The organism is Accumulibacter sp. (assembly GCF_023806565.1).
Lineage (GTDB): Bacteria > Pseudomonadota > Gammaproteobacteria > Burkholderiales > Rhodocyclaceae > Accumulibacter.
The window spans coordinates 1-6,113 of sequence record NZ_JAMTDV010000016.1; the positions used below are offsets into that span (position 1 = coordinate 1).

Sequence of the window (6,113 nt, forward strand, 5' to 3'; positions counted from 1 at the left end):
CGGATTGCAAATCCGTGTAGGTGGGTTCGACTCCCGCTCGCGCCTCCAAAAAAGTCTACTGATAATCAGTTGGTTGCAATCTCTTCGATCGGATCACTGGGCTTCTTTGACGGTTTCTTCCGGCCAGAATCTGGTTCATGCTACCTCTGGTTGGTAGCAGCGCTACCCAAGAACGAATCGTGCAGGGCGTGTAGGCGAGTGGAATCGCTCTGATGGCGTCCAATCAAAGACCTGGGGAACGGTTTCAACCGCGCGTAAAGCACAAGCTGCTCCCTCGATCTGTCTTCTTCCCCTTCGACACCGAGGACGAGGCGCGACGCTACGGTAGCCAGCTCGAAGAACTCCTCAAACAATCGATCGTTCCTCAGCAGTTGCTGGCCAAGCCGGAGAGTGCCGACGATCAGATACAGGGCTGCCTGAAAAACCGCATCGGAACCGTACACCGGCAACAATACTTTAGCATCACGATTTCCCTTCATGGACGACACTTTCAGTAACAGCTTGCGTGCTTCGTCCAGCAAGAGGACCGTCGAGGCGATTGCTGCCGCCAGTCACCAGTCTTCGAGAGTCAGATCGACGGTATCGAATATCGCCTGTGCCGGCCTCCGATGCACGGCTACGACTTGCAGGGCAATTACGGCGATAAGCGCCAGCCACAGTTTGCCGTTGCGGAAGAAATGCTCGTTGAAGGCGCTGCCGTGTTCGGCACGGGCGTTGAAGGTGTTGAAGAACTGAAACAGAACAAACGTGGTGAAAGCCAAGGTCATCGCCTTTGCTTGGTAGCCGGACCGGATCGCCCAGGCATAGGCACCCAGTGTACCCACCGCCTCTGGCTCAGCCCATCAAGTTCACAGCCTTCGTGTGTCTCGCCCTCAAGCCCGAGTTCGCGGGCGATCGCCGCAGCCGTGACGCGGTGGTCGCCGGTGATCATCTTCGCCTGGATACCGCCGGCGCGGCAGGTGGCAATGGCCTCGCGCACCTCGGCGTGCGGCGGATCGATGATTCCGACCAGGGCATGCAGGGTCAGGTCATGCAACCATGGCAGCAGGTCAGCGGACGGATCGAATGATTCGGCAGGAATCACGCGCCCGGCGAGAGCCAGCACGCGCCCGGCGAGAGCCAGCACGCGCAGTGCCTGCCCTGCCAACGCACCATTTTCGCTTTCGTAGGCCGCACGAGTCGCGTCGTCGAGTTCGAACGCGGTGTCACCGACAAGATGGCTGGACGAGCGCTCAAGCAGCACGTCCGGCGCCCCTTTGACACAGACCCGTACGCGGTCGCCGTCGTGGTGGAAGGTCGCCATGAACTTGGTGGCCGAGTCGAACGGAATTGCCATGATGCGAAGCAGTTGTTCGAGTGCAGCGTCGGCATCGAGTCCCGTCTCGCCGCCAAGGCGAGCAAGGCACCGTCCGTGGGATCGCCGTCATTGCCGTCTGCACGATAGGGTCGCCACGCATCAGGCAAAGACAAACATCAGGGCAACGACAGCACATGCAGTCGAGGCCAGCCGCTTGCCGAGACTGTCGAGTTTCCGTTGCAGCGGTGTCTCGCTTTCGGCCGTTTCGGCCAGCAGACCGGCCAGCCTGCCCATCTCGGTATGCATGCTGGTCGTGACGATGGCCTCCAGCCTGCCGCGCGTGATCACCGTATTCATGAACACCATGTTGTGCCGTTCCGCCAGCACCGACTTTTCGTCGATGAGATCGGGATGTTTGACGACGGCGTGCGATTCGCCGGTCAGTGCCGCTTCGGCAACCTCGACGCTGTGCGCCGACAGCACGCGTGCGTCGGCGGGAATGCGGTCACCGGCTTCGAGCAACAGGATGTCGCCTGGTACCAGTTCGACGGCATCGATCAGGCGCACCTCGCCATCACGCCGAACCCGTGCCGTCGGGGCCAGCATGTTTTTCAAGGTGGCCAGAGCGGCTTCGGCCCGATGCTCCTGGAAGAACCCCAGGTTCGCGTTGAGCAGCACGACGATGGCAATCACAACGGCGTCCTTGAGTTCGCCAATCATTCCCGCCGGCAAGGCGGCACCGAGCAGGATGATCACCAGCAGGCTCTTGAACTGATCCAGGAACCTGAGCCAGACGGGCCGAACAGCTTGTTCGGCGAGGCGGTTGAGGCCATGGGCGGCAACGCGTCGTACCGCTTCCGGGGTGGCCAAACCTTGCGTGGCATCGGAGGCCAGCCGGCCGGTAACCTCCTGGGTTGAGAGAAGATGCCAAGCGGTGGCAGGGTTGGATTTCATTGATGCCACCATTGGGTTCCGGATTTGAGCGTGAGTCCGACAATGTCATGGCAGAGGGCAGCAGCGGCGCGTCCCGGTGGCGCGCGCTCGGGCTGTCGGTGCTGGTCTCTCGGCGTTCAATCACTACTGTTTGCGAAGCCAAGCAATTGCAGCAGGCTGGTGAAAAGGTTGAAGATCGAGACGAACAGCGCCACGGTGGCCAGAACGTAATTGGTTTCCCCGCCCCGGATGATGTTGCTTGTTTCGTAGAGGATGAGTCCGGACATCAGCAGCACGAAGGCAGCAGAAACGGTGAGTGCCAGCGCCGGGATTGCGAAGAAGATCGCCGCCAGGCTGGCGAGGAAGGCAACGAGAATACCGATCATGAGGAAGCCGCCCATGAAGCTGAAGTCCTTCCTCGTGGTCAGTGCATAGGCGGATAGACCGACGAAGATCGCCGCAGTGGCACCCATCGCCTGCATGACAATCTCTCCGCCGTTCGGCAACCCAAGATAGCGGCTGATGATCGGCCCCAGGGTGTAGCCCATGAAGCCGGTCAGCACGAAGACAAGGGCAACGCTCCAGCCGCTGTCTTGCAGTTTGTGGATGCCAAACAGCAGGCCGAAGTAGCCGACCAGCGTCAGGAGAATGCCGGGATGCGGCAATTTGAGTGCCGCCGATACGCCGGTGGCGCAGGCGGCGAAGACCAGCGTCAGAGAAAGCAAGAGATAGGTGTTGCGGATTACCTTGTTGGTGGAAAGAACGGATTCGACTGCGCCGTGCGGGAGGGCAATAGCTCGAACGTCCGGGTGGTTTTGGTTCATGTCAGTCTCCTTTCGGGGTAAGAAGCAAAAGTCAGCGCCGGAAAGTCGGCATCTGCGGTGGTGTCGTTCGTGAAACCATCTTCAGGCACGCATCAGCGCCATGATTTGGCTGGCATCGAGCGTCGTTGCCTTCTGTTGAATTTGCGGCAGGTACTGCGCCTGTAATTGCTTGGCCGGGCCGAGCAGATCCCGGAAGGTCTCGCGCAGGAGTGCCGTACTCATCGTCCGTCCGCCGGCGTAGTAGCGCCCGGCGACCTGGCCGAGCGCATAGGTAGTGGCGAAGGAGAAACCCATCCCGGTGGCCACGGCGCCGGCCGTGCCGGCGCTCTTGCCGGCTGCCTTTCCAAGCAGTCCGCCCAGCAACCTGCGGCCGAACTGCTCCAGATATTGCGATGTCAGTCCAACCCCGGCGGCGGCGATGAATTCCTTGATAGTCCCCTGATCGAGTTCCACACCGTGTGCCTTGCCGATGCCATGGACCAGTTTGATCTGGAGCGGGATGATCGCCAGCGAGGCCCAGGACTGCGGCAGCAACTCCAGCGCGCCGGCCAGCAGCGCGTGATTGAGGATGGATTTGTCCAGTTCGGCTTTGACGACGATCGAGGAAGCACTTGGTGCGGGCGCAGGCAAACGCTGCGATGAAGCATGTTCAGTCTGGTCGACCAGCGCGTCGATTGCGCCCTCGACCAGAGCGGTCGCGGTCGTCGGCAGGTCAAGAAGGCATTTCAGTTCGTCAAGAAATCGACGCTCACCGTCGGCGAGTCGCCCGTCCGCTTCGCAGACGCACAGGGCAATTTCGTAGGCGAACTGGCGCTGGCCAGTGTCCTCCAGCATCGCCCCGACGTCGACCAGCGGCAGTCGCTTGAGCAGAACGTCTTGATGGAGGCGAGAAAGGTCGACGGCGCCGCCTTCGTCCGTCAGATTTTCGGCGACACGTCGAATTTCCGCGCGCTCTCGTTCGTCCTTTGCGCCATCAGCGAAAGCGGCATGAATGGCAACGGCGAGAATGGCTTGTTGTTCCTGAGTGGTCATGTTTGTCCCTGAAAGCCGGGTCATGGCAGGGCGGCGACTATCGTCACTCTGACCCGGCCTTGCGGTAGGTGGGTAGTTTCAAAGTGCACGCGATCGTCGCCCTTGCCGTATTCGTGTACCTCGGCTTCGGGGGTGGCCGACATCACGCTTTGCGCGTAGCCCTGTGCGGCGAAGCCCTTGGCGTAATGGTCGAGCACAGCGGCGAAGTCGGCACGACCCTCGTAGCGAACCGTGATCTCGCTGCCATTGCGGTTCCAGTGCGAGCGCGTCAGCCCGAAAAAGGGCGTCACCGGGCCAATGTCCGTTCCCGAGACGTCGCGCGGCGGCGGTTCTGGCCTGACTGCTGGCAACCACTCGCCGAGTATTTGGCGTGCGCCCGGAACGGCCTGTTCCACCTGCGATGTGACGAAGCGCACCGCATCCGGTGTGCCCTCGGCAAGCGTCTTCCCGTGGCCCCACAGCCAACCGACTGCAGCAAACGCAGTCGAGTCGTAACGATTGCTGTGCCGCATGGCAAACTGGTGGCGACGTGCTATGCGGCGGTCCAGGGCACGTCCAGCACGCTCGGCAGCCCGGTCGATGGCGACGTAGAGATCAGCCTGGGTGTCGTCGATGGCAATGGCGGATGCGCCCTTTATCCGGATTTCGATCCCGCAGCACTTATCTACGCCTCCCCGTGGACCATTGACGTCGGACAGTCGCACCACGATGCGGGAGACGACCTCGCGGCCGTGTTTCAGGGCATGCGCCAGCCGCTTGGCGACGTGGTCACGCAAGCCTTCGGTCAGGTCAAGGTCGTCGGCATGGATTTGAATTTGCATTTGATTCCCCGTTCAGCAACAGTGACTTGAATTATGGGGATCCACATCGTTCGATACAAACAGATAATAATTGGCGATATATTCGAAAAAAACCGACAAAGGAACGGCGCCATGCTGAATTACAAACATCTGCATTACTTCGTCAGCGTTGCGCGCGAAGGCGGCGTCATCCGTGCATCCGAGCGCCTGCATTTGGCACCGCAGACCCTCTCTGGCCAGATCTTGCAGTTCGAGGAACGGCTTGGCGTTGCCCTGTTCAACCGTAGCGGGCGCCGGATGGAACTCACGCCGGCAGGGAGACTGGCGTTGTCCTACGCCGAAGAAATTTTCCAGACCGGCGCGGAACTGGAGGACATCCTGCGTCATGGCGGCGAGGAGCGCTTCGTCACGTTTCGCGTCGGCATCGCCGACGTGGTGCCCAAGTTCATCGCTTACCGACTGTTGGCGCCGGTTCTGCAAATGCCCGAGACAGTGCGCCTGATCTGTCAGGAGGACCGACTGGAACGGCTGCTGGCCGAGATGGCGATACATCGCCTCGACATGGTCCTGGCCGACCGCCCTATGCCGCCCACCACCGATATCAAGGGCTACAGCCACCCGCTGGGCGAATCGGGGGTCGCCTTCCTGGCAACCCCAGCGCTTGCCAGGAAGCTGAAAGGCCCGTTCCCTGAAAGTCTGCAAGCCGAGCCGCTGTTGTTGCCCGGCAAGGACAGCTCGTTGCACGGTGCGCTGCCGCGCTGGCTGGATCGGCAAGGCATCCGGATGCGAATCGTCGGCGAATTCGACGATAGTGCGCTGATGAAGGCGTTCGGGGAGGGCGGAGCCGGCTTGTTTCCCGTCGCGATCGCGAGCTTGCAAGACGTTGTGGCACACTACCAGGTCGAGCAAGTCGGCGCGACCGACGAAATCCGCGAACGCTTCTTCCTGATTTCTCCAGAGCGGCGTTTGACTCACCCCGCAGCGCGCGCCGTCAGCGAACATGCCCAGGCGGGCTTGTTCGCTGGGGCCGGCTGATCTGGGACGTCAGAATCACCAACGCAAGGCATCCCGACTGTTCGGACTTCACCCCGGGGGACTCCAAGCAGATCGGCTTTTCGCGTTGCCCTCGGCGAGTCCATCGCCGAGGTGGCGGCGAGCGTGCGCGTCCCTGATGCTTCGGCGATCGGGCCGAAGGTGCAAAGCACCGTTCAACAGCGCATCGAAAGT

At 61.3% G+C, this 6,113-nt stretch carries 8 protein-coding genes; 2 read left to right on the forward strand and 6 right to left on the reverse strand.

What is annotated here, in order from left to right; translation table 11 throughout:
* Positions 1-212: 212 nt before the first annotated feature.
* Complete coding sequence (locus NFV80_RS01750; protein ID WP_295326341.1) at positions 213-497, forward strand: hypothetical protein; 285 nt, start codon at positions 213-215, stop codon at positions 495-497.
* Between the two features lie 54 nt (positions 498-551).
* On the opposite strand, the gene NFV80_RS01755 is transcribed toward NFV80_RS01750, so the two are convergent.
* From NFV80_RS01755 to NFV80_RS01780, 6 genes are all read right to left on the reverse strand, one after another.
* Positions 552-767 carry a cation-translocating P-type ATPase C-terminal domain-containing protein gene (locus NFV80_RS01755; RefSeq protein ID WP_295326339.1) on the reverse strand — a complete coding sequence of 72 codons (216 nt, stop codon included), beginning with the start codon at positions 765-767 and terminating at the stop codon, positions 552-554.
* Positions 764-1,348, reverse strand: coding sequence for a hypothetical protein (locus NFV80_RS01760; protein ID WP_366143389.1), 585 nt, complete (start codon positions 1,346-1,348; stop codon positions 764-766). Before NFV80_RS01760 ends, NFV80_RS01755 begins: the two co-directional genes overlap by 4 nt.
* Before the next feature lie 108 nt (positions 1,349-1,456).
* The gene (locus NFV80_RS01765) at positions 1,457-2,251 is read right to left on the reverse strand and encodes an HAD-IC family P-type ATPase (RefSeq protein WP_296757631.1); all 795 of its coding nucleotides are present in this window, start codon (positions 2,249-2,251) and stop codon (positions 1,457-1,459) included.
* 116 nt (positions 2,252-2,367) lie between these two features.
* Positions 2,368-3,054, reverse strand: coding sequence for a Bax inhibitor-1/YccA family protein (locus NFV80_RS01770; RefSeq protein ID WP_295326333.1), 687 nt, complete (start codon positions 3,052-3,054; stop codon positions 2,368-2,370).
* Between the two features lie 81 nt (positions 3,055-3,135).
* Entirely contained in the window at positions 3,136-4,110 is a 975-nt protein-coding gene (locus NFV80_RS01775) for a DUF533 domain-containing protein (RefSeq protein WP_366143388.1), read from the reverse strand.
* The gene (locus tag NFV80_RS01780) at positions 4,107-4,907 is read right to left on the reverse strand and encodes an HPF/RaiA family ribosome-associated protein (protein ID WP_295326330.1); all 801 of its coding nucleotides are present in this window, start codon (positions 4,905-4,907) and stop codon (positions 4,107-4,109) included. The genes NFV80_RS01775 and NFV80_RS01780 overlap by 4 nt, the downstream gene beginning before the upstream one ends.
* A 111-nt stretch (positions 4,908-5,018) precedes the next feature.
* Between NFV80_RS01780 and nhaR the strand changes: the two genes are divergently transcribed.
* Positions 5,019-5,921, forward strand: a complete 903-nt coding sequence (gene nhaR / locus NFV80_RS01785) for a transcriptional activator NhaR (RefSeq protein WP_295326393.1) — start codon at positions 5,019-5,021, stop codon at positions 5,919-5,921.
* Positions 5,922-6,113 lie beyond the last annotated feature (192 nt).

What these genes read in the sequence shown, in the direction of transcription:
- NFV80_RS01750 (WP_295326341.1), top strand. Translation starts at nt 213, where the DNA reads ATGGCGTCCAATCAAAGACCTGGGGAACGGTTTCAACCGCGCGTAAAG.
- NFV80_RS01755 (WP_295326339.1), bottom strand. Translation starts at nt 767, where the DNA reads ATGACCTTGGCTTTCACCACGTTTGTTCTGTTTCAGTTCTTCAACACC.
- NFV80_RS01765 (WP_296757631.1), bottom strand. Translation starts at nt 2,251, where the DNA reads ATGAAATCCAACCCTGCCACCGCTTGGCATCTTCTCTCAACCCAGGAG.
- NFV80_RS01770 (WP_295326333.1), bottom strand. Translation starts at nt 3,054, where the DNA reads ATGAACCAAAACCACCCGGACGTTCGAGCTATTGCCCTCCCGCACGGC.
- NFV80_RS01775 (WP_366143388.1), bottom strand. Translation starts at nt 4,110, where the DNA reads ATGACCCGGCTTTCAGGGACAAACATGACCACTCAGGAACAACAAGCC.
- NFV80_RS01780 (WP_295326330.1), bottom strand. Translation starts at nt 4,907, where the DNA reads ATGCAAATTCAAATCCATGCCGACGACCTTGACCTGACCGAAGGCTTG.
- nhaR (WP_295326393.1), top strand. Translation starts at nt 5,019, where the DNA reads ATGCTGAATTACAAACATCTGCATTACTTCGTCAGCGTTGCGCGCGAA.